Origin of the sequence: Maricaulis sp., assembly GCF_030149425.1 — a bacterium.
Classification (GTDB): domain Bacteria; phylum Pseudomonadota; class Alphaproteobacteria; order Caulobacterales; family Maricaulaceae; genus Maricaulis.
In genome coordinates this window covers 23,857-47,074 of record NZ_JASBRQ010000058.1, presented here as the reverse complement: position 1 = coordinate 47,074, position 23,218 = coordinate 23,857, and the positions used below count along the sequence as shown (strand labels likewise).

Sequence of the window (23,218 nt, the reverse complement as noted above, 5' to 3'; positions counted from 1 at the left end):
ACCGCTTTGGCCTAAAGTACAGGTTATTGCTTTTTTGGGCCACACGCGGGCATTGCTTTCCCGCCCGCGGACGCCCACGATCACTCGATCAGATAAAAAGGAAAAACATGTCGAAATCCAAAGTCTTCACCACACCGTCCAAAGCCTATCGCGATGACCGCTTCATCCGCAGCCCGCAGGCGCGCCCGGTCCGCATTCTCGCCGAGTATCTCGACCCGCAAAACCGGTTCGAGGAACACGGCGTCCAGGACACCATCCTGTTCTTCGGATCTGCCCGGATCAGCGACCGGGACGATGTTGAGGCCGAGATTGCCGCACTGCGCGCGGCTGGTGATGACGAGACCCAGGCTCAAAAGAAGCTGGGTTTGGTGAAATACTATGACGCCACGCGCGAGCTGGCGGGGCGCCTGACCCGCTGGTCAGACGAGATCAGCGATGAAGGCGGGCGCCGCTTCGTGATCTGCACCGGTGCCGGTCCCGGTATTATGGAGGCGGCCAATCGCGGCGCGGCGGAAGCCGGGGGCGAAACAGTCGGGCTGGGTATTTCCCTGCCCTTTGAAGCCGGTAACAACCCGTGGGTCACAGAGCATCTCAGCTTCGAATTCCACTATTTCTTCACCCGGAAATTCTGGTTCCTCTACCCGGCGAAGGCGCTGGTGATCATGCCGGGCGGGTTCGGTACGCTGGACGAGCTGTTTGAGACCCTGACGCTGGTACAGACACAGAAAATGACCAAACGCCTGCCCGTTGTCCTGTTCGGCACGGAGTATTGGGACAAGATCCTCAATCTCGACGCCATGGTTGAGTTCGGCACGATCAGTCCCGGCGATCTGGATCTGCTCTATCGCACCGACAGTATCGATGAGGCCTTTGCCTACATTACCAAGGAGCTGGCGGAACACGCCCTGCCCGAGCCGGGCGGACGCATGTAGCGGCTAGTCCTCCTGCACCCGCCAAGGCGGGTCGATGCGGTTCTTGCCGGCGTGATAAATCTTGATCTTGTGACCGTCCGGATCCTTCAGGATCGCCTCGCGCCAGAGCCACCCCATATCCTCCGGCCCGGTTTCGAACTGGAATCCGCGCTCGCGCAGGCGCTCGACCTCCGTGTCGACCTTGTCGCATTCCAGATAGATCACGGCGCCGGTGGAAACCGGCCCGTCGGCGATCTGGAGAGAGAAGGTGGTATCACCATCGGGCGCCAGAAAGCGGGCATAATGCGGCGTGTCCACCAGCAAACGGAAGCCCAGCCGCCGGTAGAAGCTGCGCGAGCGGGTCATATCGGTGACCGGAATGGTGATCTGGTTAAGGCGCATCGCCGGCTCCCGGTCGCGGATCGGCGATTTCATCAAGCGGCCGCAACAGCCGGTCCAGCGCCAGATCACTCAAAAGATAGGCCCAGCCCTCGCTTTCTTCCTGCAGCAGGGCGGCCGCTTCGGCCGCATCATCGGTCAACGCGTTGGTGCGGATACGGGCCCAGCGGGTCTCGCCCTGGGCAATGATATCGAGGGTAACCTCCAGTCCGCCAAATGTCTCGGCCGTATGCGAGCCGACAATCGCGCCGGTCAGACGTTCGACCTGGCGGACATCACGAAACCGGATCCGCCCCAGCGCGCTGGCCGGGCCATTGCCCGCACCGGCCGTGATCGGGGTCCACCCGGCCGGCTCGCGAAGGGCGAAATTCCGCGTCGACCGCGCCGGCCGCTCCAGCCGGTAGGCGGGGCCGGTTTCCGGCTGGATCCGGACCCGGGCAATCGCCGTCCGGCCCAGCTCCAGAAATCCGAGATCAAGCCACTGGTCGGCGGTCTGGGTAAGCGCCGCGGCGCTGGTCCCATCCGCCAGATCAGCCGCGAAGCTGCGCGCCTCGCCGGGCAAGCGAATATACAGCGTCTGACCACGGGTCTCACCGGCGATCAGATCGGCGATCACCGCGCCGGAGGCATCGCGCACGGTCAGCCGGGCACCACCGCCAGCCTCGCCGGGCTCAGCCAGCGCCAGGGCCGGGTATTTGGCCGGGTCAGCGGTTCGGGCCCCAGCATAGGTCAGGCCACTCAACACAGCATCGATAGCCGCGACGATATCCGGCCGAACCGGGTAGTTATCGCGGCTCGGCATCACCCAGCGCTCGCCCTGCCGGGAAATGCTAAAACGCGCCTCGCCGTGGGCGACCTCGATGTCCTGCGCCCGGGGGGCCTGATCGGGCCAGGCCGCGAACACAGCGCCTTCGAGCTCCGGCTGCCAGACCCGCCGGGCATCCAGCAGAGAAACGGATAGCGCCGCCACTAGCGCGGCCAGGGCCAGCCCGCCAACGATCAGGATGTGATGGGTGCGCTGCTTGTCGATCGGCTGGCTCATGCACCGCGCCTCCGCCGCCGGACCAGGCTGCCCAGAAGGGCGCCGAAAATGACCAGTGCCGGAGGCACGCCGATGGTCCAGAACTGCAGCGAGGCATCGAGGGCATCGATATCCTCGCGGAAGTCGCGCTCCACATCACGCAATTGCCGGCGCGCATCGCTGATCTGGGCGCGCAGGGCGAGGGCTTCATTGCGAACCGTCGCATCACCGCCGAACAGGGCGGATGTCCCACCCGTGCCCTGCAGGCGCTCAAGCTCCGCCTCGGCGTCCGCGATCTGCACCTCAAGCCTCTGCTGGGTCTCGAAATAGCGGTCCTCAGCCTCCGCCCGCAGGCTTTCAACACGCAGCATGGGCCGGTCAGACGGCGTACGCGAGCGCAAGCGCACCAGGGCTTCATCGCCAAAGGCCGCATCAATCAGATTCATTGCCAGATTGAGATTATCGGCCACGATCAGCTCGCCGCCGACCGGGTCGGCCCGGACATAAAACGTGTCATCGAGCCAGTCCGCATCGGCGATGAGAACGACTTCACCGTCGCGTTCGGCCGTATCACGATGATCAGCAGGGTTGAAGAAGCCGCCATCGGCCGGTGGACCGTCCGGGAAAGCCGTCGTGAAACGCCCCTGCAAGCGGCCGCCAAGCACGAGCGGCTCGGGCGCCCGCTCATAATCACGCAGTAACTGATCCGGCGAGGGGGATCCCGCAGCGATATCGGCGTCCAGCAAGGCGCCTTCAGGGCTGGTCGAAAGCAGCGGCACAAGCTCGACACCAGTGCCCGGAGTAAAGAACAGCGCGCCGGGCGAGCCGAAATTGACGCCCAGATCCAGCGCCGATGTGGCGCGGTCCTCGCGGTTGAGCTGGGCCGCCGGCAGGGCGAACCAGAGCGGATAGGTGCGCATGCGCGGCCGGCCATCGGCCTCGACAATCTGCACTTCCAGCCCCAGGGCACGGTCCATGGCGACGACGTTCTCGTCCCAGTTCACACCCCAATTGGCCAGCATGGGGCCGAAACTCGAACCGCGCTGTGCATCCAGCGGCGGCAACCCGTCCGGGCCCGGCCGCAGGGCCATATGCGCCATCGGATCGAGGAAGAGGATCAAACGCCCGCCGCGGACCAGGAATTGGTCGATCAGATAGGCTTGCGCGGCGGACAGCTCGCCCGGATGCAAGGCCAGCAGCACATCCGCTTCCGGCAGGGTATCGAAATCGCGTTCGATCCAGTCCAGCTCATAGGCCCCGGCCAGCTCCCGCACAAAGCGGTTGGGGGCGCCATCATCGGGCGAGATGGGCAGGCTGGTGAGGATGGCAAGACGCGGGGTCCGGGTCCGCTCGATATCGGCAATGGTCCGGGTCAGGTCATATTCCAGCCGGGCTTCCATTTCCGGATCGAACAAGGCGATGACCGCCTCCTGGTCGATCGAATTGCGCGCCACCAGCCCGAAAAAGATGGTCTCGCCGGTATCGGTCGGGATCGGGGTCAAGCCGGTCGCGAGGGCGGTGTCCTCATTCTCGGAAAAGGGTTCCGGATCTATCTCGATCAGCAGCAACCGGCCGCCGGACCGCTTTTCGTAGCCGCGCAGGAATTCGCGCACCCGCGTCGCATAGCTCCGGATCGCCGGATAATCTGCGGCCAGGGCGCGAGAATAGTAGAACCGCCACTCCACCGGCTCGTTGAGCCGATCAAGGATTTCCTCCGAGCCGGGCGACAGGCGATAGAGCCCGTTCTGGGTCAGGTCCAGCCGCGCCCCGGCAAAGAGCTGGGCGGTGAGATGATTGCCGGCCAGGAAGAGCACAATAATGCTGACCAGCATCAGCGGCAGATATAGCGCCCGCTTCATCGGCCACCTCCCCGCCGTTCAGCGATCAGGACGCCGGCACAGGACAGCGCGGCAGCGATCAGGCCGAGGAAGAAGACCACATCCGTCAGGGCAATCACGCCATTGCGGAATGCGTTGTAATGCTCAAGTGCGCTCAACGATGCGATGAACTCAGAGACCGCCGCCGGCGCACTGTCGCCAACGACCGCCAGCACGATCGGCAGGCCGGTCATGGTGAGCAGGAAGCAGGCGCTGGTGCCGAGGACGAAAGCGACCACCTGGTTGGACGTCGTGGCCGACAGGGCCTGGCCCAGCGCCAGGTATCCACCCGCCAGCAGCAAAGCCCCGAAATAGCCGGTCAGGATGGCGGCATTGTCCGGATTGCCGAGATAGTTGACCGCAATCCACATCGGGAAGGTCAAGACCAGGGCCAGACCGGCGACGCTCCAGGCGGCGAGGAATTTTCCCAGGGTCGACGCCCACAGCGGGATCGGCAGGGCCATGAGGAATTCCAGCGTTCCGCGGTCGCGTTCCTCGGCCCAGCTGCGCATGGCGAGCGCCGGCATCAAGATCAGGAGCAGCCAGGGCATATAGTCGAACAGGGGTGCCAGATCGGCCCGGTTGGTGTCGAAGAAACGGCCCATGTGAAAGGCCAGTGCCGGAGCTGCACTGGCAAAGACCGCCAGGAAAACATAGGCCAGCGGGGTCTGGAAATAGGCCAGGAGCTCGCGCCGGTAGACGGCATGAAGGGCATGCATCACGCCGCACTCTCCCGCGTCTCACCGGTCAAGGTCAGCGCCCGGAACGCGCTCTCCACGGATCCGTCCTCTGCCCGTTTTTCCAGGGCATGCGGCGTGCCATCAAACAACACCTTGCCACTGGCGATAATGATGGCGCGGCTGCACACAGCCGGAACTTCCTCAAGGATATGGGTGGAGATGATGATCGCCTTGTCGGGCGCCATTTCCCGGATCAAGGCGCGGACACCATCTTTCTGATTGGGGTCGAGCCCGTCCGTAGGTTCGTCGAGGATCAGCACGGCCGGGTCATGGGCAATGGCTGCAGCCAGAGCAGCGCGGCGCTTGAAGCCCTTGGACAGGGTTCCAATCGGCTGATCGGCGGCCTCGCCCAGCCGCACACGCTCAATGGCCAGCGCGCAGGCCCGGGTCAGAGCATCACCCCGAAAACCACGGGCGCGCAGACCGAATTTGACGAAACCCCGCGGCGTCATCGCCGGATAGGCTGGTGCCCCCTCCGGCAGGAAACCGAGCCGGGCCTGCGCCTCGAGGCGTGCTTCAACGCAGTTATACCCGGCGATGGAGGCGATACCCTCATCGGGCTCAAGGCAACCGGCCAGCATACGCATTGTGGTGGTCTTGCCGGCCCCGTTCGGCCCCAGAAATCCCAGCACTTCGCCCTTCTCCAGGGTGAAGCTGACGCCTTTTACGGCGCGTTTGCTATCGAAGCTTTTGACCAGGTTGTCGGCAACCAGCATGGGGCAGCGCTCGGGGCAGTGAGACACTAGCGTTAGCGCGACGGCGCGCACTTGGCCAGAGCCAAAGCAGTGGCAAAGCAAGTTGCGGATTGAAGGGGTTAAGGCTGGGTGTCGACCGGTCGCAGCTCCGAGATCCGGGGGGCTGGGGGGGCTGTCTAAAACCAGGACCTGAAGCCTTAGCGCGTCCGGCCGACGAGGCAGACGGTGGAGGCGACCTGTGGCGGCATGGTGCCCGGATTGCGGCGACTTTTGGGCAAACCCGTGAAAACTTTGTAAGCTAGTTTATGCTACACAACTGTCAGGAGAATTTGTGTGTTCGAGAGCTCGCAACCCGGGAAATCTGCTAGTGCCAGCGTCATGTGGCACCGTCGCGAACTGGATCAGATCCTGCGCGTCTACGGGCGCCTTGTGGCCCAGGGCGAGTGGAAGGATTACGCCATCGACGGGTTGAAGGACTGCGCCATCTTCTCGATTTTCCGCCGGACCAGCGAATTGCCGGTCTATAGCGTCATCAAGACACCTGCCGATCGTAATAAGCAGGGCGAATACAAGGTCGTCGCCCTGGGCGGCCAGATCCTCAAGCGCGGCCATGACCTGGCCCAGGTGCTGAAGGTTTTCGACAAGAAGAAGTTCACGGTGATCGACTAGCGGGACCACCCCGCATGCCTGCAAAGAAAAACCCCCGGAGCAGCGCGCTCCGGGGGTTTTCTTGTGATCTGTGGATCGTGCCTATTCGCGGCTACCCAGCAGCGACAGGATGATCTGGAACATGTTCACGAAGGCGATGTAGAGGTTCAGAGCGCCCATATTGGTCATCACCGCCATGGAGCGCTGATCGCCAGCGATCTGGTAGTACATGATCTTGAGGTCCTGCGTCTGCCAGGCGATCAGGCCCGCCATCAGCAACAGAACGCCGAACTGAAGGCCAAGCTCCAGCAGGCCGGACTGGAAGAAGAAGGCATTCGCCAGGCCGAGCAGGATGGCACCGATCATGGCCATGAACAGGAAGCTGCGGATCGGCGACAGGTCACGCTTGGTGGTGTAGCCGAAGAAGGACAGCGCCAGGAAAGACGAGGCCGTGATCATGAAGGCCTGGGCAATCGTGCCGAAATCAACCTGGAGCGAGCGGCCGCCAATGGTCTGCGCCGCCTGGCCGGACGTGGCGAGGATCACCCACATGCTCAGGCTGGCGCCAATCAGGCCGACAATGGTCCAGTACAGAAGCGCACTGCTCATCGGCGACGGGTTGCGCATCAGGAAAGCCGAGCCAAGCAGCAGAGCCAGCGGGCCCCACTGAACGACGAAGATAAGCGGCGTGCCGAATACGAGTTGGGTCAGCGGGGAGAAGGTGCCCACTGCGTAAGCGATGGCGGCGGAGATCAGGAGGCCGAGCGCCATCTTGTTGTAGACGCCCAGCATAAAGCTGCGCAGGCCGGCATCGACGGACATGTCCATGGACGGCGCGGCGCCGTAGGGACGCGAAAAATCATTCATTGCTTACTTCTCACCATTGCAATTGCGCCACGATAGACGCTTTGCCGCGTAATATCGTCACCTTGCCCGGAAATGGCAAGGCGGGACGCAAGGGGGTGTGCGTCCCCCCTTATCCCCTATTAAAGGTGTGACATCGTACCGAACTATGCCTACATCGCCCACGCGTCTGAGAAGTCAGGGAATTTGCCATGGTGATGCGTTTATTTGCGGCCATCGGGCTTCCCGATGAGGTGCGGCCACAGATCGCCCGCCTGCAGCGCGGCGTCGCCGGCGCACGCTGGCGCCCAGCGGAAAACCTCCATGTCACGCTGCGCTTTTTCGGCGAGGTTGGCGAACGTCAGGCCGAAGACCTCGATGCCGAGCTTGCCGCGATCAGCCTTCCACCGTTTACGTTGAACATCGGCTCCAGCGGCTGGTTCGGCAAGGCAGAACCGCGCGCGCTCTGGCTCGGGGTGACCCCCAGCGAACCGTTATTGTATTTGCAGGACCGCTGCGAGCGCGCGGCCCGCCGTAGCGGGCTGGAGGCCGAAACGCGCAATTACAAACCGCATGTGACACTGGCCTATCTCAAGGGCACGCCGGAAGATCGCTTGCGCCGCTTCCTCGAGCGAACCGCGCATTTCCGCATCGAGCCGCTCGCCGTCACGCATTTCTCACTGTATCGCAGCTGGCCGAAGCGCGGGGACAGCAATCTCTATCAGAAGCTGGCCGATTACCCGCTCGGCTAGTCGTCGTCCGCTTCCGGTTCGATCTGGACCTGGACCTGGAAACCGATCCGCGTGCCGGTCTGACGCGTGGTCTCGATCAGCAAGCGTCCATTGAGCAATTTGACGATCCGGCTGGCGATCGCCAGACCCAGACCGGTCTCGCCCTCATTGATGGTATGCATCGGATCGGCAACACGATCGATGATTGCCTGGTCCATCCCGATCCCGGTATCGCTGACCCAGATCTGCAGCCACAGGCGTTCCGCGGCCGCGGCATGGACATCGGTTTCAATGCTCACCGAGCCGGACGGCGTGTATTTGATCGCGTTGGAGACGAGATTGTTCAGGGCTTGCTTGATCAGCACAGCATCGCCAATGACCAGACCCTGGGCGTCGTCGGTACAGCTGGTTTTCAGCTCCAGGCCCTTTTCACCGGCGAAGGGCTGATACAAGGCGTCGACATTGCGGGCCAGCTCGCAGGGCGAGAAGGACTGGGTACGGAGCTCGATTTGGCCGCTTTCAAGCCGCGCCAGGTCCAGCACATCATTGACCCGGGAGAGCATGGCCTTGGCTGATTGTTCGAGCGTCGACAAGAGTTTGCGCTGATCGCCGGACATGTCGGTATTCGACATCAGGCTGGCCAGGCCGATGATCCCGTTCAGCGGGGTTCGCAGCTCGTGGCTGATACCGACCATGAATTCCGATTTCGACCGGTTGCTGACGCGTTGCCGCTCGGCCTTGGCGATCAGTTCGCTTTCGGTTTCGCTGCGGCTGCCAAGTTCCTGCCGCAAGGCAGCCTCGGATCGCTGCATACGGCCGAACATGGCCATCAGCCTGCGCAAGAGCTGCAGGAAGCCGATGATCAGGAAGATCGTCGATATGAAATCGATCGGCGGCTGAACGCTCGTATGCAGATAGTCGGAAAAAGCCAGCGCCCGCTCCTGGCCGATGAGGCCGGGGCCGAGGACAACGGTCATCAGATCGAGGCCGTAAAAGCCGAAGCGCAGGAAGAGACCGATCGTGATCAGGAAGAAGTCGCCACGAAGCTCATGCAGGGCCGGCGTTTGAGCGCAACGGATCAACAGGACAATCACGGTGATTGTCGCAGCAGCGTAGAATAAATCGAGGACGCTCTTTAAGAGCACTGGGTCCCAGATCATCGTCTACCTATTCCGGCTCCCCCAAAGCACGGCCACACACTCGCGCCAGCGTGTTAAAACGAAATTAACCTCAGCCTATTGCGCAAAAGTCAGCCTTGCCCCCCGTGCGGCGGGAGTAAAGCACTAGCGACGCCTACTCATATTTCATGAGCTGACTTGGGTTCTCAGGGTTTAGCCCTTCAGCCCGGCGCAAAGGCAGGACCGCGGGCCGCAATCAATCGTTGCGGCCGAGCCGGCGGCGGCGTTGAGCCAGCAATTGCAAGCGCAATGCATTAAGCCGGATGAAGCCCTGGGCATCCTTCTGGTCGTAGACATCGTCATCCTCGAAGGTGACATGCTCAAGCGAGTAGAGCGAAGCCGGCGAGGAGCGGCCGACCACATTGACGCTGCCCTTATAGAGTTTGAGCCGGACTTCCCCACTGACAAACTCCTGACTTTTGTCGATCGCGGCCTGCAGCATCTCGCGTTCCGGAGAGAACCAGAAACCTTCATAGACCAGCTTGGCATAACGCGGCATGAGCTCGTCCTTGAGGTGGCCGGCGCCGCGATCAAGGGTGAGTTGCTCGATCCCGCGATGGGCGGCCATCAGGATTTCACCGCCCGGGGTCTCGTAAATGCCGCGCGATTTCATGCCGACAAACCGGTTTTCGACCAGATCGAGGCGACCGATACCATGCCGGCGCCCGAGCTCGTTCAATGCAGTCAGGAGTTTGGCCGGGGAGAGCGCCTCGCCATTCAAGGCGACGGCGTCGCCGGCCTCAAATTCAAGCGTGATGTATTCCGGCTGATCCGGTGCATCTTCCGGGCGCAGTGTCCGCTGATAGACCATTTCGAAGGCCTCTTCGGACGGATCCTCGAGCATTTTGCCCTCCGAGGAGGTGTGCCAGAGGTTGGCGTCGACAGAGAAGGGCGCCTCGCCACGCTTGTCGGTCGGCACATCAATGCCGCGCGACTCCGCATACTCGATCAGCTTGGTCCGCGAGGTCAGATCCCACTCGCGCCAGGGCGCGATGACCCGCAGATCCGGGTCGAGGGCATAAACGCCGAGCTCGAAACGCACCTGGTCATTGCCCTTGCCGGTGGCACCATGGGCCACGGCATCTGCCCCGGTTTCGTGCGCAATCTCAACCAGGCGCTTGGAGATCAGCGGTCGTGCGATCGAGGTCCCCAGCAGGTAAAGGCCTTCATAAACTGCATTGGCGCGCACCATCGGATAGACGAAATCGCGCACGAATTCCTCGCGCAGATCCTCGATGAAAATCTCCGAGACACCGGCGGCCTCAGCCTTGGCGCGGGCCGGGCCGAGCTCTTCACCCTGGCCCAGATCGGCGGTGAAGGTGACCACCTCGGCGTTATATTCCTCCTGCAGCCACTTCAGAATGACCGAGGTATCCAGACCGCCGGAATAGGCGAGGACAATCTTGTTGATGGGGCGCGAGGTGGACATGGCGGGTCTCCGGACAAACTGACACCGCTCGCCTAAACCTCAACGCGTTCTGTGACAAGCAGAAGCGCTATTCCACTTCCTCAGGAGATGCAGTTTCGCGCTCCGGGTCGTCGCGCCAGGCGAAATAGGAGTAGATCACCCCGGTCACGGCCGGGATCAGGGCCCCTGCAGCGACGACAATAAATCCAAGCTGCGGCGGCAACATGAAGATCGCGACAACCATCACCGCTCCGCCCAGCACCATCAGGCGTCCGGTGAGCCGGTGCGTGCGGTCCCAGGCGCGGTCGGACGAGAGCGTCCACGGCGTGCGGATACCCAGGAACCAGTTGGGCCGGGCCTTGCCCAGCACATTGCCGATCAGCATCATCAACAGGCCCGAGCCAGCGACAACCAACTGCGGCATGATATCGGCGCCGCCATTGGGCAAGAGCTCGAGCGAGGCCATCACCACGACGGCATGCACGGCAGTGATGAAGACATAAGTACCGACCCAGACCGTCAGATAGGCCGGTCGAGAGCGTTGCAGATTGCGGCCGCGCGGATCGATGAAGGGCAAGATCGCCATCAGCACCAGAACACCCGCCATGAAGAGCGGCATGATCAGAAAAGCTTCAAACCGGCTGCCATAACGATCGGGCTGACCGTCGACGCCCCAATGCACCGGCAATTGCGTGCCCGGCTCGACATTGAACCAGCCATAGGCCGACATCGCGAACATCGCCAGGACAAGCGGTATCGTGAAAATCATACCTTTTCGGATCATGACGTCGAATCCTCCTCGCCATCCTTGCCCACCAGCTCCATCAACCAGGCCAGGGCCTCGTCGGCAACACTGGCATTGAGCCGGTATTTGATCGTGGTTCCGTGCTTCTCGGCGACGATCAGCTCCGCATCTTTGAGCACTTTGAAATGCCCCGACATGGTCGGCTTGGACACGGGATAGTCCTCCGCCAGGTCCCCGGCACTGATCGGTCCCTCACGCAGTTTGCGCAGGACGTCACGGCGTACCGGGTGGGCCAGAGCTTTGAAGACATCGGACATGACGAATCATGTAGCACAAATTTGTCGCTTGCCTAATTAGGCTTTTTCCTAACAATTGATCGAAACAGTTCCCAGACCAAAGGAGTTCCCCATGCGGCTGCTTGCTCTCGCGACCCTGATCCTGGCCGGTTTCGCCGCGCCAGCCCTGGCCCAATCGCCCTATGCAGGCCATTGGCGCGGCACGCTCGATGTCGGATCGGCCCAGCTGCGGCTGGATTTCGTCATTGAGGACACGGATGGGGCCCTGAGCGGCTATATGATCAGCGTCGACCAGGGCAATGCCCGCATCCCCGCGTCTGCCGTGGATGTCGAGGACGGGGTTCTGGTCGTGGACCTGGCCATGGCCCAGGCCGGGTATCGGGGCACGCTGACCGACAACGGCGCTATCGACGGTCGGTTTTCCCAGGCCGGGCAGGCGTTTGACCTCGATCTGATGCCGCATACCCCGCAAGACACCCCCGCTCCGGCCGCAGACCCGCGCGACCAGGCCTTCAGTGTCGATGCCAACGGCGTCCGTCTGGCCGGCACGCTACGCCGGCCGCAGGGCGTCGAGCATGCGCCCGCGCTCTACATCATCAGCGGCTCCGGTCCGCAGGACCGCGACATGACTGTGGGCGAGCATCGCATCTTTGTGGATCTGGCCGATGCCCTCGCCACGCAGGGAATTGCCAGCCTGCGCCTGGATGATCGCGGCGTCGGCGAATCCGATGCCGTCATTCCCGATCACCCGCAGGAGATCGCCGACGATGCCGCCGCCGCTCTCAACGCCCTGCGCCAGGCCAACGGCATCAATGACCAATGCGTCGGTCTGATCGGACATTCCGAGGGCGGCATGCTCGCCTTTCTGGCCGCCGATGCGGGACAGCCGGACTTCATTCTGGCCCTGGCGCCCATGGTGTCCTCGATGAGCGACACACTGCTGGAACAAGCCGAAGCGATGATCCGGGCGGCGGGCGGCAGCGAGGCCCAGATCGCGGCGCAGCGCGATATCCAGATGGCGGTGATGACGGCGATGCGCGAGAGCCCGCCGGGAGAAGCCGGGCCGGCCATCGAAAGCGCACTGATCGCGCGCGGAATTCCCACCGGAACAGCACAGCAACAGGGCCTGATTTGGGGCTCAAACTACGCCCAGAACGCACTGGATCTGGACCCGGCAAGCGCCATTTCCGGCTATGACGGACCCGCCAGTTTCGTCTTCGGCGCGCTGGATCTGCAGGTTGTTCGCGCCTCATCGGTCGCCCGGGTGGAAAGCCTGCGCTCCAGCGAGACCACCACAATCGAGGTGATTGAGGGTGCGAACCATCTCTTCCAGGACGCCGTAACCGGCCAGCCGGGCGAGTATACCAGCCTGCCCGGTGGCATGTCCGCACAGGCCGGCGCGGCTATCGCCGGCCATGTCAGCCGGATGATTTCAGAGGCTTGCGGCAATTAGCGCGGCTGGACAAGCGGCCAAATTCGCCTCAACTAGTCGGGACAAGAACAGGAGCCTGTCATGTCCCGCCGCCTTGCGCTCATCACCGGAGCTTCCTCCGGCATCGGCAAAGCCCTCGCCCAGGAATTCGCCGCCAATGGCTGGGACCTGGCGCTGGTAGCCCGGCGCGAGGACCGGCTCCGCGCCCTGGCTGATCAACTCGAAGACCAACACCGTATCGAGACCCTGGTCATCGCCGCCGACCTCAACGACCCGGCCGCCCCGAAAGCCATCATTGATGCGGTGGAAAGCCGCGAACGGCAGATTGATGCGCTGGTCAATAATGCCGGTTTCGGCCTGCCCGGCACCTATACTCGCACCAGCTGGAAACAGCAGTCAGACTTTATCCAGCTGATGTACATCAGCTATTGCGAGCTGGTGCACCGCGTCATGCCGGGCATGGAGGAGCGCGGCTATGGCCGTATTCTCAACGTCGCCTCGGTGGCCGGCATCATGCCCGGCTCACGCGGGCACACGCTCTACTCCTCCGTCAAATCGGCCCTGATCAAGTTTTCCCAATCGCTGCACCTGGAAGGCAAGGCGTCCGGAATTCATGTCTCCGCCCTCTGCCCGGGCCTGACCTATTCGGAATTCCACGACGTCAACAACACCCGCAAGCTGGTGTCACAAATGCCGAAATTCTGGTGGCTCGAGGCGGATGAGGTGGCCAAGGCCGGTTATGACGCCCTGCAGCGTAACCAGGTCGTCTGCGTGCCGGGCCTGTGGTGGAAATTCCTCACCGGGCTGAACCAGGTTCTGCCCGGGCCGGCTTCGATGTGGTTGATGGACCGTCAGAGCGCCAATCTGCGCAATACGGGCGAGAACACCGCCAAGGACAGCGCCAGCTGACCGGCTTGCCAAATCGCAGCGCGGCGGCATAGAACCGCGTTTTATGACCCAATCTGATCCCCGCCTGATCGCCGCGCTGGACCTTCCCTCCACCGGCGACGCCCGCTCGCTCGTGCAAACGCTCGGCGAAAGTGTCAGCTTCTACAAAATCGGCCTGCAGCTCCTGCCCATTGGCGGCATGGACCTCGCCCGCGAACTCAAGACCGCCGGCAAACAGGTCTTCCTCGATTACAAACTGCACGACATCCCGGCCACGGTGGAAAAAGCCACGCGCTCCATCGTGACCGCCGGTGCTGACCTGCTGACCGTACACGCCGAACCCGCGGTGATGCGCGCCGCCCATGCCGGCCGGGAGGGTTCGGACCTGAAGATCCTCGGGGTCACGGTGATGACCTGTTATGACGACGCGATGCTGGAAGAGATGGGCTATGGCTTCAAGGCCCGCGACCTGGTCCTGCGCCGGGTCGAGCAGAGCCTCGAGGCGGGCATTGATGGCATTGTCGCCAGTGCACAGGAAGCCCCTGAAATCCGTGAGCGTTTTGGCGATGGCTTCCTGATTGTCACACCAGGCATCCGCCCCGCAGGAGCGGATGCGGGCGACCAGAAACGCGTGGTGACGCCGGGCGATGCGATCCGCAAGGGCTCGACCCATCTTGTCGTCGGACGGCCGATCAATGCGGCGCCGGATCCGGTCGCAGCGGCACAGGCCATCGTCGCGGAAATGGCGGGTTAGCGGCGCGCTCAGAAGTCGCTGACAATACCCTTGCGTTCCCAGTCCCCGAACCGGGTCGGCTCCAGCCCTTTCGGACCGCCCTGTTCTTCCGGCATGGCTTCAGCCTCGGCCTGAGCTGCGCGGCGGGCTGCCGCCTCTTCCAGCGCGCGCTTGGCGGCAGGGCTCAGCGCCTTGCCCGGAGCGGCGTTTTCCAGCGTGGCGGCAGGGATTTCAGCAGGGGTATTCCCCCCTTGATCAGGTGCGTCGGTCATACCAACTAGATAGGCGAAACGCCCCCAAAGGCAAAACGCCAAGTACTGAAGTGAGAGTTTCATCGCATGACCGGCAATACGCTGCGCACCTTCTTCCTCCTGGCGGGTATGACCGCACTCTTCATGGGTATCGGTTTCATTCTGGGAGGTGCCGGCGGAGCACTCATTGCGCTGGTCGTGGCAGCGGGCATGAACCTGTTCGCCTGGTGGAACTCAGCCGATGCGGTCCTGCGCATGCATGGCGCCCGGGAAATCCGCGTCGATGAACGCGATCCGCGGCTGCGCCAATACGCCTCCGACGTCAAAGCCCTGGCATTCAAGGCGCAGATGCCGGAGCCACGCATCTATGTCATCGAAACCGACCAGCCCAATGCTTTTGCCACCGGCCGCGACCCGCAACACGCCGCCGTCGCCGCCACCACGGGCCTGATCAATCGCCTAAATCGCGAAGAAGTGCAGGGCGTGATGGCGCACGAGCTGGCGCATGTGAAAAACCGCGACACGCTGACCATGACGGTGACCGCCACCCTGGCCGGCGCAATCGGCATGCTGGCCAATTTCGCGCTCTTTTTCGGCGGCAATAACCGCGCCGGCCTGCTCGGCACGATCGCGCTGATGATTTTCGCACCGATGGCCGCGATGCTGGTGCAATCAGCGATCTCCCGCTCGCGCGAGTACGAGGCCGACCGGATCGGGGCGGAAATCCACGGCAATCCGATGGCGCTGGCGTCCGCTCTGGAAAAAATCGAGCGCAGCGCGCGCCAGACGGTGAATGAACAGGCCGAGCGTAATCCGGCAACGGCGCATATGTTCATCATCAACCCGCTCAATGGTCAGCGCATGGATAATCTCTTTTCCACCCATCCCGATACGGCCAACCGGATCGACCAGTTGCGCAAGATGGCGGGCGCTGCTGCACCGGTCCGTTCCGGCCCCTGGGGACCGCGTGGACCTTGGGGCTAACCGCCCTTGCGATTAGACGGAGATCGCGCGGCGTGCTAGCTGCGCGGCCATGACGGACGATAAAGATCCCCGCCGCTTTGCGGTCGACGCCTATATCCGCATCACCAAAGACCGCCGCACGCTCGAGCCGGCGCTGGAAACCCTGCGCGGTTTCAATGCGCTGCCGCCGCGTGACAAGGCCTTTGCGCGCTTGCTCCTGGCCACCAGTTTTCGCCGCCTGGGACAGACGACGAAAGTGCTCAACACTTTCCTGTCGCGTCCGCTGGACGGTTCGACACGGTCGATGCAGGCCATCCTGGTCACCGGTGCCACCCAATTGCTCTGGCTCGACACCCCGCCGCATGCGGCCGTATCAACGGCGATGAAACTCGCAGAGGACCGCCAGGATGCGGTCAAGTTCAAGAGCGTGATCAATGCCGTGCTGCGCCGCGTGGCCAAGGAAGGCAAGACGATCGCGGTCAAGCTGCCGCCGTCGGAGAATATCCCCGAATGGCTGCGCACACGCTGGCGCAAGACCTATGGGCCGGGCCAGCTCAGCCGCTTTGCAGCAGCCGGCCTGGAAACCCCGCCGCTCGATTTCAGCCTGCGCGATGGCAGCGAATTGGAGCATTGGGCCAAGGAATTGGATGCTGACACCCTCCCGACAGGGACTTTGCGCCGCGCCACAGTCGGCCAGGTCGCGCAATTGCCCGGGTATAAAGAGGGCGCCTGGTGGGCCCAGGATGCCGCTGCAGCCCTGCCGGTGAAATTGCTTGAGCCTGAAGCCGGTCAGACAATCGTCGACCTGTGCGCCGCTCCGGGTGGCAAAACCATGCAGCTCGCTGCGGCCGGTGCCGATGTGATCGCCGTCGACAGTTCCGAGCCGCGCATGAAGCGCCTGCATGAAAACCTCGAGCGTACCGGCCTGACCGCCACGGTCGAGATCGCCGATGCGCGCAATTACAAGCGCGAGGAAGAAGTCGATGCGGTTCTGCTCGACGCACCCTGTTCAGCCACGGGCACGCTGCGGCGTCATCCTGAAAGCCCTTGGATCAAAACCGATGCGGATATCCGCCGTTTCGCCGGTGTGCAACGCGATCTCGCGCGAGCCGCGTCGAAATTGCTCAAGCCGGGCGGGCGCATGATCCTGTGCACCTGTTCTTTGGAACCGGAAGAGGGCGAATACCTCATCTCCGACGTGCTCAAGCGCGACAAGAGCCTGAAGACCGACAAGGTCCGCCCGGAAGAGGTTCCGGGGCTGGAAGACGCGATCAATGAGCGCGGTCATCTACGCATAACGCCGGCTATGTGGCGCGAACGCGGATCGCTGGACGGGTTTTTCATTGCGCGGTTGCGAAAATCAGCGTGATTTTAGGCTTGTTAATGCCTTGCAGGCAGGCCTGCTTGCACCCTGTCTGACGCACTGATATCCGGTTTCCCCATGCCGCAATCACCGATCATCTCGCCTTCCATCCTCTCTGCCGATTTTGCCAAGCTCGGCGAAGAGGTCCGCGCCATCGACGCCGCCGGCGCCGACTGGATCCATATCGATGTCATGGACGGGCATTTTGTGCCCAATCTGACGATCGGGCCGGGGGTGGTCAAAGCCCTGCGCCCGCACTCGGACAAACCCTTCGATGTGCACTTGATGATCGAACCGGTCGATCCGTATCTGGAGGCCTTTGCCCAAGCGGGTGCCGATATCATCACAGCACACCCCGAAGCCGGACCGCATTTTCACCGTACCGTACAGTCGATCAAGGCACTTGATTGCAAGGCCGGCGCGGCGCTCAACCCCTCCACTCCGGCTGAGACGCTCGACTACACGCTCGAAGAGCTCGATCTGATCTTGATCATGAGCGTCAATCCGGGTTTTGGCGGGCAAAGCTTTATCACCAGCCAGCTGCGCAAGATCGAAACGCTTGCTACGTGGATCGAAAAGCGCGGCTATGAAACCATGATCGAAGTCGATGGTGGCGTGAACGCGCAGACAGCCCGGCAATGCATGGATGCCGGCGCCAAGGCGCTGGTCGCCGGTTCTGCTGTCTTCAAGGGCGGCCCCTCCGCCTATGCCGACAATATCCAGGCGCTGCGAGGCTGAGCCTGATGGCACGCGCAGTGGGCCTCTCAGACTATGCCAGCGCCAGCTGGCTCGCGGTCCGGCGCGAAGCCTCGTCCACCATCAATGCGCTTGGCCTGCCAAGACTGCTGCCTGCGCCAAGCCTGGCAGCGGACGGGCTCGACCAGATCCCGGACGATTTCTACACGCCTGACAGCGACATCGGGACGGCCATTTGTGAAGGGCGCTTCGCCCTTGCTGGCGACCAGCTGATTGCCCGCGACGGCTCCGATATCTGGGCCATGCTGGCCCCGAGCCGGACCTTTGCCACGCGCTTGCACGGCTTTGGCTGGCTCCGCCATAGCGTCGCGGCAACCGGTCATGACGGCGCCGCGGAAGCCCGCCGCCTGGTCGATAGCTGGGCCAACCAATTCGGCAGCTGGAATAGTTTCGCCTGGTCACACGGGGTCTTGTCCTCGCGCATCATGAACTGGCTGCGCTGCGGCGAAGTGCTGTTTGGCGATACCGGCGAAGATGACAAGGTGCGCCGGGCTCGCCTGCGGGTCCTGACCCGCCAGGTACGCTATCTCAAGCGCGCGATCGGATTGGCCAATGACGGCCCGGTGAAACTGCGCTGCGCCGTCGCCCTGGCCCTGTCCGGGCTCTGCCTGCCGCGACAGAGCGGCCTGTATAAATCCGGCCTGTCGGCGCTGGCCCGCGAGGTCGAACGCCAGATCCTACCCGACGGCGGACATGTCACCCGCTCACCACGCGCCACCATGGAAGCATTGATTGATCTGGTGACGCTGCGGGACGCCGCCGAATATGCACAATTGCCGATTCCGGTCAGCGTGCAAAAAGCCATCGACCGGCTACGCCCGATGACGCGCTTCTTCGAAATGGCCGATAGGGGTCTGGCCGCCTTTCATGGCAGTGGCGAAGGCGACCGCGAAGCCCTGGCCAAGGCGTTGGCGCGCGATGACAAGCCGGTCAAACCCTTCGGCTTTGCTCCTCACTCCGGCTTTCACCGCTCCGAAGCGGGCGGCGCTACGGTGATATTCGACGTCGGCGACGCGCCCCGCGGCGCTTTGAGCACCGCAGCACACGCCAGCGCGCTGGCCATCGAGATGTGCACGCCGGGTGGCCGCCTGATCGTCAATTGCGGCTGGCATGATGACCAGGCCTCAAACTGGCGCGAAGCGGTCCGCGCCACCGCAGCCCACTCCACGCTCGTGCTCGAGGAAGTCTCCTCGGCCCGCCTGCTGCCACCCGGATGGCAACGCAATCTCTTGGGCCCCCGCCTGGCCACCCGGCCGGGCCAGGTTACCGCCCGCCGCAATGAAGGCGATATGGGCGTCTGGCTGGAGGGCGCGCATGAAGGCTATCGCGAACGCTTCGGCCTTTTGCACCGGCGACGCATCTTCCTGGCAGCCGATGGCGGCGATCTGCGTGGCGAGGATGCGCTTTATCGTCCGGTCGAGGACGGGCCGCCGGAGGATATCGATCGCCGGCTGGGCTTTGCCATTCGCTTCCATCTTCACCCCGATGTCCGCGCCTCACTGTCGCGCGACAGTATGAGCGCGCTCCTGGTGCAGCCCAATGGCGATGGCTGGCGTTTCCGTACCGATGGCGGGCCGCTGCAGCTGGAACGGTCCGTCTATCTTGCCGCCGGTGCGCCACCCCAGCGCAGCCAGCAAATCGTCATCTATGGTGATGCTGAATCCTATGGGGCAGGCGACAAACCGCCAAATCGTGTACGCTGGGCTTTCCAACGCCTTGGCCGCGTTGGTGGAGCCGGAGGGGAGGCTGAGTGAGTAGGCCGCGTACACACCCCAGTGAGGGACCGCTGCAAAGCAATTGGACCACCATGGGATGGGTGGCCCTTTTCGACTTGGCAGCCGGCGCGGTGGCGATGTGGATCGCCGTCACGATCCGCTATTTCTATCACGACACACCGGCGCCAGAAGGCGTTGCTCTTCAAGCGGTTACCATTTTTGCCCTGTCCTGCGCCATTGTCTTCCCGCTGCAGGGTCTGCACCGCGGTGTGTGGCGCTATACTGCGCTCAATGATGCGGCCCGCATCGTCCAGGCTGTCGGCGTAGCCAATCTGGTTTTCCTGCCGGTCCTGTTCCTGATCAACCGTCTCGACGGTTTTCCGCGCACCAGTATTCTGATCGAAATCCCGATCCTGATCGGGCTCTTGCTGGGGGCCCGCATGTTTGTGGCGGCCTGGCATACCCAGGGTCTGCGGACAGCTTTCCGGTTCGAGGATCGCAAGAAACCCGCCGCTATTCTGGTCGGCAGCCAGGCCGATCTTGACGATGCCTTGCGCGATCTGGCGCGCCGGAATGGGTCTTCCCCGTTCCGCCCCAAGGGTCTTGTGGAACCGAATGCGGCGCTGACCGGGCGCTCGATCCGCGGTGTTCCGGTGCTCGGCGGGCTCGATGCGCTACCCGACGCGTTGTTCAAACTCTCCAGCGCCGAGAAAATCGCTCCGCGCATCGTATTGGCCGGCGAGCGCACCAATGTGGAAGTGGTCAATGCGTTGATCCGCATCGCCTCGGTGACCGGCGCCAAACTGTCCCGTGCCCGCCCGGCCAAGGGACCGGGCGCCTTCTCCTCGGTGGAGACCGCCGATCTGCTCAACCGCCCGCCGCGCACGCCCGATCTGAAACCGGCCCAGCCGCTGATCGAGGGCAAACGCGTGCTCGTCACCGGTGCCGGCGGCACGATCGGCTCCGAGCTTGTCCGCCTAGCGGCCCAGCTCAATCCGGAGCGGCTGATCCTGCTCGATGCATCGGAAGCCAATCTCTACGAAATCGATATGGAGTTGCGCCGGACCCAGCCGGAGAGCAGCTGGCGGGCCGTGCTCGCCAATGTCCGCGACCCGCATCGCCTGGACAAGGTATTCGGCGAAGAAAAGCCGGATGTCGTGCTGCACGCGGCCGCCCTCAAACACGTGCCGATGAGCGAGATGAATCCTGGTGAAGCGGTGCGGACCAATGTGCTCGGCACCTCACATACGATCGAGATGGCGCGCAAGCACGGGGTCAAGATCGTCACCCTGATTTCCACCGACAAGGCCGTCGAACCCACCAATGTGATGGGCACAACCAAGCGGGCCGCCGAATTACTGGCCCAGTCAGAAGCGCAAAAAGGCGACGCGACACGTATTTGCGTGGTGCGCTTCGGGAATGTTCTGGGCTCGACCGGCTCGGTCGTGCCGCTGTTTGAAAGCCAGATCGAAACCGGCCAATCGGTCACCGTGACGGACAAGGAAGCGACCCGCTATTTCATGACGGTGGGTGAAGCCTCCGGGCTGGTGCTGGCGGCTGCGGCCCAGACCGCCGAAGCCTCGGAGCTCAATGGCGCGCTTTACGTCTTCGATATGGGCGAACCCGTCTCCATTCTGCGCCTCGCCCGTCAGCTCCTGCGCCTGCGCGGCCTCGACCCGGACGCTCCGGGCACGATCCGGGTCATCGGATTGCGCCCCGGTGAAAAACGCCATGAAGCGCTGATCTATGCCTTTGAGCAGACCTGCGAGACCGATATTGACGGGGTCTGGTCGATCAACGGACCGGCGCCGGAACAGGCCACGGTGGATGTCGTCCTTGAGCGCCTGCTCGATGCTGCCCGGCGCAATGATCTCGTCGCCATGCAGGCAGCGCTGAAACAGGTCGGCGGTCTGACGCCGCAAAATCCTACTCCTGCTGTTCAGGAGCTTTCCCCATCCGGCGCTCCGTGATAGGCCGCGCCTTTACAAGCCCAGCCAGCAGGGAGCTGCCCGCATGTCTGCCATGGATCTCGTCCCGATTCGCCGTGCGCTGATTTCCGTTTCCGACAAAACCGGCCTGATCGAACGCGCCACCAAGCTGCGCGATGCCGGGGTCGAAATCCTCTCCACCGGCGGCACACTGCGCGCCCTCAACGATGCCGGCCTTGAAGCCCGCGATGTTGCTGAGGTCACCGAATTCCCGGAGATGATGGACGGGCGGCTGAAGACCCTGCACCCGCGCGTTCATGGCGGCCTGCTTGGCCGGCGCGACCATCCCGAAGACCGCGATGCCATGACCGAGCACGGCATCCCGCATATCGACCTGCTCTACGTCAATCTCTACCCGTTCGAGGATACCGTGGCCCGCGGCGCGGACGAGGCGACCTGCGTGGAGAATATCGATATTGGCGGCCCGGCGATGATCCGCGCTGCCGCCAAGAACCATGCCTGGGTCAATGTCTGTGTCGACGGCACCGACCTCGATCATGTCCTGGCCGATATGGACGCCAATGAGGGCTCGACCTCGCTCGATCTGCGCAAGCGCCTGGCCGCCAAGGCCTATGCCCGCACGGCCGCCTATGATGCCGCGATCTCGGGATGGTTTGCTGACCAGCTCGACACGCCGGCGCCCGACTTCCGTGCCTTCGGCGGGGGCTTGCAGCAGGCTCTGCGCTATGGCGAGAACCCGCACCAGCGCGCCGCCTTCTACGCCTCCAGCGAGACCCGTCCCGGCATCGCCACGGCACGCCAGGCCCAGGGCAAGGCGCTGAGCTATAACAATCTCGCCGATGCCGACGCAGCCTTTGAACTGGCGGGCGAATTTGACCCGGCTGATCGCGCAGCCGTCGTCATCGTCAAGCACGCCAACCCCTGCGGTGTGGCCCAGCACGAGACCCTCGCGGGGGCCTATGAAAAAGCCTTCGCCGCCGACCCGATCTCGGCCTTTGGCGGTATTGTGGCCATGAACCGGCCGCTGGATGCAGAAACCGCCGGCGAGCTGGTCAAGATCTTCACCGAAGTGGTGATCGCCCCTGCTGCCGACGAGGATGCGCTCGCCGTGCTCTCGGCCAAATCCAATCTTCGTGTGCTCCTGACCGGCGGCATGCCGGACCCGGCCCAGTCCGGCTGGCTGACCAAGACGGTCGCCGGCGGTCTGCTGGTGCAGGAACGCGATATTGGCAGTGTAACCGCAGACCAGCTCAAAACCGTGACCCAGCGCGAGCCGAGCGAAGCGGAACTGCGCGATCTGCTGTTTGCCTGGAAAGTCGTCAAACACGTCAAGTCCAACGCCATTGTCTACGCCCAGAACGGCGTGACCGCCGGTATCGGCATGGGCCAGACCAGCCGCCTGGAAGCCGCCCGCCTCGCCGTGCGCAAGGCTGAAGCCACGGCCGAGGAAAATGGTTGGGATACGGCGCGCACGAAGGGCTCGGTATGTGCATCCGATGCCTTCTTCCCGTTTGCTGACGGTCTGCACGCGGCGGCAGAGGCCGGCGCCACGGCGGTGATCCAGCCGGGTGGCTCGATCCGCGACGAGGAAGTCATCGCCGCCGCCGATGAGGCCGGCATCGCCATGGTCTTCACCGGCATGCGCCATTTCCGCCACTAGGCGTAAATGAAGCTTA

The 23,218-nt window shown here is 63.3% G+C and carries 23 protein-coding genes; 12 read left to right on the top strand and 11 right to left on the bottom strand.

All coding sequences use genetic code 11. The features are described from left to right. Positions 1 to 107 precede the first annotated feature (107 nt). Positions 108 to 932: an LOG family protein gene (locus Q1V57_RS10150; RefSeq protein WP_300530217.1), complete on the top strand. Its 825-nt coding sequence runs from the start codon at positions 108 to 110 to the stop codon at positions 930 to 932. 3 nt (positions 933 to 935) lie between these two features. Here Q1V57_RS10150 and Q1V57_RS10145 read toward each other — a convergent pair whose 3' ends face one another. Genes Q1V57_RS10145 through Q1V57_RS10125 form a run of 5 tightly spaced genes read right to left on the bottom strand, consistent with a single transcriptional unit; the run spans position 936 to position 5,664 of the window. After that, positions 936 to 1,313: a VOC family protein gene (locus tag Q1V57_RS10145; protein ID WP_300530215.1), complete on the bottom strand. Its 378-nt coding sequence runs from the start codon at positions 1,311 to 1,313 to the stop codon at positions 936 to 938. Beyond that, a complete protein-coding gene (locus Q1V57_RS10140) occupies positions 1,303 to 2,352 on the bottom strand; it encodes a DUF4340 domain-containing protein (protein ID WP_300530213.1) in 1,050 nt (349 codons plus the stop codon). Before Q1V57_RS10140 ends, Q1V57_RS10145 begins: the two co-directional genes overlap by 11 nt. Next, the gene (locus Q1V57_RS10135) at positions 2,349 to 4,190 is read right to left on the bottom strand and encodes a GldG family protein (protein WP_300530211.1); all 1,842 of its coding nucleotides are present in this window, start codon (positions 4,188 to 4,190) and stop codon (positions 2,349 to 2,351) included. The genes Q1V57_RS10140 and Q1V57_RS10135 overlap by 4 nt, the downstream gene beginning before the upstream one ends. Continuing rightward, positions 4,187 to 4,927 carry an ABC transporter permease subunit gene (locus Q1V57_RS10130; protein ID WP_300530241.1) on the bottom strand — a complete coding sequence of 247 codons (741 nt, stop codon included), beginning with the start codon at positions 4,925 to 4,927 and terminating at the stop codon, positions 4,187 to 4,189. The genes Q1V57_RS10135 and Q1V57_RS10130 overlap by 4 nt, the downstream gene beginning before the upstream one ends. Continuing rightward, positions 4,927 to 5,664, bottom strand: coding sequence for an ABC transporter ATP-binding protein (locus Q1V57_RS10125; RefSeq protein ID WP_300530209.1), 738 nt, complete (start codon positions 5,662 to 5,664; stop codon positions 4,927 to 4,929). The genes Q1V57_RS10130 and Q1V57_RS10125 overlap by 1 nt, the downstream gene beginning before the upstream one ends. Before the next feature lie 357 nt (positions 5,665 to 6,021). On the opposite strand from Q1V57_RS10125, the gene Q1V57_RS10120 reads away from it, so the two are divergent. Next, on the top strand, positions 6,022 to 6,312 hold the full coding sequence (locus Q1V57_RS10120) for a DUF2794 domain-containing protein (protein WP_366145130.1): 291 nt from the start codon (positions 6,022 to 6,024) through the stop codon (positions 6,310 to 6,312). Positions 6,313 to 6,393: 81 nt separating this feature from the next. Here Q1V57_RS10120 and Q1V57_RS10115 read toward each other — a convergent pair whose 3' ends face one another. Beyond that, positions 6,394 to 7,158: a Bax inhibitor-1/YccA family protein gene (locus Q1V57_RS10115; protein ID WP_300530205.1), complete on the bottom strand. Its 765-nt coding sequence runs from the start codon at positions 7,156 to 7,158 to the stop codon at positions 6,394 to 6,396. Positions 7,159 to 7,346: 188 nt separating this feature from the next. Here Q1V57_RS10115 and thpR point away from each other — a divergent pair, with 188 nt between their 5' ends. Next, positions 7,347 to 7,886, top strand: coding sequence for an RNA 2',3'-cyclic phosphodiesterase (gene thpR / locus Q1V57_RS10110; protein WP_300530203.1), 540 nt, complete (start codon positions 7,347 to 7,349; stop codon positions 7,884 to 7,886). On the opposite strand, the gene Q1V57_RS10105 is transcribed toward thpR, so the two are convergent. From Q1V57_RS10105 to Q1V57_RS10090, 4 genes are all read right to left on the bottom strand, one after another. Continuing rightward, positions 7,883 to 9,025 carry a HAMP domain-containing sensor histidine kinase gene (locus Q1V57_RS10105; protein WP_300530201.1) on the bottom strand — a complete coding sequence of 381 codons (1,143 nt, stop codon included), beginning with the start codon at positions 9,023 to 9,025 and terminating at the stop codon, positions 7,883 to 7,885. The genes thpR and Q1V57_RS10105 overlap by 4 nt on opposite strands. A 214-nt stretch (positions 9,026 to 9,239) precedes the next feature. Beyond that, positions 9,240 to 10,472 (bottom strand): argininosuccinate synthase, encoded by a 1,233-nt coding sequence (locus Q1V57_RS10100; RefSeq protein WP_300530199.1) that lies wholly within the window; start codon positions 10,470 to 10,472, stop codon positions 9,240 to 9,242. 67 nt (positions 10,473 to 10,539) lie between these two features. Continuing rightward, positions 10,540 to 11,235, bottom strand: coding sequence for an SdpI family protein (locus tag Q1V57_RS10095; protein WP_300530197.1), 696 nt, complete (start codon positions 11,233 to 11,235; stop codon positions 10,540 to 10,542). Further along, entirely contained in the window at positions 11,232 to 11,513 is a 282-nt protein-coding gene (locus Q1V57_RS10090) for a metalloregulator ArsR/SmtB family transcription factor (protein ID WP_300530195.1), read from the bottom strand. Before Q1V57_RS10090 ends, Q1V57_RS10095 begins: the two co-directional genes overlap by 4 nt. A gap of 91 nt (positions 11,514 to 11,604) precedes the next feature. On the opposite strand from Q1V57_RS10090, the gene Q1V57_RS10085 reads away from it, so the two are divergent. Genes Q1V57_RS10085 through pyrF form a run of 3 tightly spaced genes read left to right on the top strand, consistent with a single transcriptional unit; the run spans position 11,605 to position 14,566 of the window. Further along, positions 11,605 to 12,945, top strand: a complete 1,341-nt coding sequence (locus Q1V57_RS10085; RefSeq protein WP_300530193.1) for an alpha/beta fold hydrolase — start codon at positions 11,605 to 11,607, stop codon at positions 12,943 to 12,945. A gap of 60 nt (positions 12,946 to 13,005) precedes the next feature. Then, complete coding sequence (locus Q1V57_RS10080) at positions 13,006 to 13,833, top strand: SDR family oxidoreductase (protein ID WP_300530191.1); 828 nt, start codon at positions 13,006 to 13,008, stop codon at positions 13,831 to 13,833. Positions 13,834 to 13,876: 43 nt separating this feature from the next. Beyond that, the gene (pyrF, locus tag Q1V57_RS10075; protein ID WP_300530189.1) at positions 13,877 to 14,566 is read left to right on the top strand and encodes an orotidine-5'-phosphate decarboxylase; all 690 of its coding nucleotides are present in this window, start codon (positions 13,877 to 13,879) and stop codon (positions 14,564 to 14,566) included. Positions 14,567 to 14,574: 8 nt separating this feature from the next. On the opposite strand, the gene Q1V57_RS10070 is transcribed toward pyrF, so the two are convergent. Then, entirely contained in the window at positions 14,575 to 14,817 is a 243-nt protein-coding gene (locus Q1V57_RS10070) for a DUF1674 domain-containing protein (RefSeq protein WP_300530187.1), read from the bottom strand. A 66-nt stretch (positions 14,818 to 14,883) separates the two neighbouring features. Here Q1V57_RS10070 and htpX point away from each other — a divergent pair, with 66 nt between their 5' ends. The 6 genes from htpX (at position 14,884) to purH (ending at position 23,202) form a co-directional block, all read left to right on the top strand. Next, positions 14,884 to 15,780, top strand: a complete 897-nt coding sequence (gene htpX / locus Q1V57_RS10065; RefSeq protein WP_300530185.1) for a zinc metalloprotease HtpX — start codon at positions 14,884 to 14,886, stop codon at positions 15,778 to 15,780. A gap of 49 nt (positions 15,781 to 15,829) precedes the next feature. Then, positions 15,830 to 17,128: an RsmB/NOP family class I SAM-dependent RNA methyltransferase gene (locus tag Q1V57_RS10060; protein WP_300530183.1), complete on the top strand. Its 1,299-nt coding sequence runs from the start codon at positions 15,830 to 15,832 to the stop codon at positions 17,126 to 17,128. A gap of 72 nt (positions 17,129 to 17,200) precedes the next feature. Next, positions 17,201 to 17,860, top strand: coding sequence for a ribulose-phosphate 3-epimerase (gene rpe / locus Q1V57_RS10055; protein WP_300530181.1), 660 nt, complete (start codon positions 17,201 to 17,203; stop codon positions 17,858 to 17,860). Positions 17,861 to 17,865: 5 nt separating this feature from the next. Then, entirely contained in the window at positions 17,866 to 19,632 is a 1,767-nt protein-coding gene (locus Q1V57_RS10050; RefSeq protein ID WP_300530179.1) for a heparinase II/III family protein, read from the top strand. Beyond that, positions 19,629 to 21,563 carry a polysaccharide biosynthesis protein gene (locus Q1V57_RS10045; RefSeq protein WP_300530177.1) on the top strand — a complete coding sequence of 645 codons (1,935 nt, stop codon included), beginning with the start codon at positions 19,629 to 19,631 and terminating at the stop codon, positions 21,561 to 21,563. The genes Q1V57_RS10050 and Q1V57_RS10045 overlap by 4 nt, the downstream gene beginning before the upstream one ends. A gap of 43 nt (positions 21,564 to 21,606) precedes the next feature. After that, positions 21,607 to 23,202: a bifunctional phosphoribosylaminoimidazolecarboxamide formyltransferase/IMP cyclohydrolase gene (purH, locus tag Q1V57_RS10040; protein WP_300530175.1), complete on the top strand. Its 1,596-nt coding sequence runs from the start codon at positions 21,607 to 21,609 to the stop codon at positions 23,200 to 23,202. Positions 23,203 to 23,218: the final 16 nt, after the last annotated feature.